At 66.6% G+C, this 1592-nt stretch carries 1 protein-coding gene; it reads right to left on the minus strand.

The genetic code is table 11. The features are described 5' to 3' along the window. Positions 1 to 131: 131 nt before the first annotated feature. A complete protein-coding gene (locus tag GBZ48_RS35795; protein WP_174475367.1) occupies positions 132 to 1472 on the minus strand; it encodes an IS1380 family transposase in 1341 nt (446 codons plus the stop codon). Between the last annotated feature and the right edge of the window lie 120 nt (positions 1473 to 1592).

A 1592-nucleotide genomic window follows, 5' to 3' on the forward strand; every position in this document is an offset into this window, starting at 1 on the left:
AGCCCGGATCATTCATCAGCGCTTTGGAACGGCTGCCCGAAGGCGCGTCGATGGGTGGCGCCAACGGCGCGGCATGACGGGGCTGGAGGGTTGCGGGGACAGGTTCGTTCGGGGGCACGTCGCCCCGGTGTTCACGGCGGCAGCTTGACGGTGCGGGCAGCCAGCATCGCGAGGCTTTCCTGATAGGGGAAGCTGGTCGGCAGAGACACCTTGATGCGAGTCTTCATCTCGGTGACCCGCGCCGCCACCTTGATCAGCCCGAGCCGCAGGGTGTCGAACTGCGCCTCGCGCCAGAACGACGCCTTCGGTGCCAAGCCGCGCAAGGTGTGCAGCAACCAGTAGGCGGCGGTGTGGATGAGCAGCCGGAACTGATTGGCGGTTGCCTTGCTGCAGGAGGTTCGGTCGGAGGCGAGGTGCAGCTTATGCGCCTTGATCAGGTTCTCCATCTGGCCGCGGGCGCAGTAGATCGTCTCGTACAGCGCTTTGGGCGTTCCAGCCAAGTTGGTGACGATGAAGCGGGTGTCGGTGCCCTGGGCTGACGCCTCGATCCGGGCGATGACCCGGCGCTCGACCTTCCAGGTGCGGGCAGCATAGCGAAACTCGCCGAAGCGCCGGACCTTGTCCGCCTCGCCGGCAAGCCGGCCCATCGCGGCGTCCTCGGCTAAGTCGGTGACCCGCCCGAGCAGGATCTTGTTGCCGCCGAGGCCGAAGATATAGCCGACGCGATTTCGTTCGCACCAACTCATCGCCTCATGGCGGCCGTAGTGGCTATCGCCGCGCACCAGAATATCGACGCGCGGCCAGCGGGCGCGAATGGCCCGCACGACGTGACGCAGCACCAACGTCACCTCGGCGCCGTCCGGCGTCTTGCCAGGGCGCAGGATGACGGCGACCGGCTTGCCGGTGGTCGCCTCGTAGATGTGCATCGGCAGGAAGCAGCGCCCATCGTAATGGGCGTGGAACAGCGAGAGTTGCTGGGCGCCGTGGACGCGGTCCTCGGTGTCGTCGATGTCCAGCACGATGCGCCGCGGCACCGTGGCGAAGCTGTCGCAGAACAGGTCCACCATCGCGGCCATCATGCGCTTGAGCGCCACCGGGCCGGGCAGGTTCTCCAGCCGGCTGATCGTGGGCTGCGAGCAAAGGTCGCCTCCGCTTTCAGGCAGCCGCCCGACCGCCATCTTGAAGGCGGGATCGCTGCGCAGGGTGTCGCAGTCATTGGCATCCGGGTAGCCGGCGGCGATCAGCAGGGCACGGAACCGGATCATCTCGGCCAGCGTGTGCCGGACGCGCTCGGGCGCACGGGGATCCTCGATGCAGCCTGCCAAGTGCTCGCAGATCCCAAGGCGCCGGTCGATCTCAGCCAGCAGCAGGATGCCGGCGTCGGACGTGAGGCGACCGCCGTCGAAGGCGGTGATGATTGGCTTGCCGGCAACCGGTGACAAGCCGGGCAGAACCCCGCTACTCTCGGTCATGGCGGGCGTGAACTCCGGTGATCCGTGGTGAGACTGCTTCAGCACCAGAATCATACACGAATTCAGTGGATTAGCCTTGCGCCCGCCGCCCCTTGCGCCAGCCCTGATGAATTATTCGGG

Source organism: Azospirillum melinis (assembly GCF_013340935.1).
Lineage (GTDB): Bacteria > Pseudomonadota > Alphaproteobacteria > Azospirillales > Azospirillaceae > Azospirillum > Azospirillum melinis.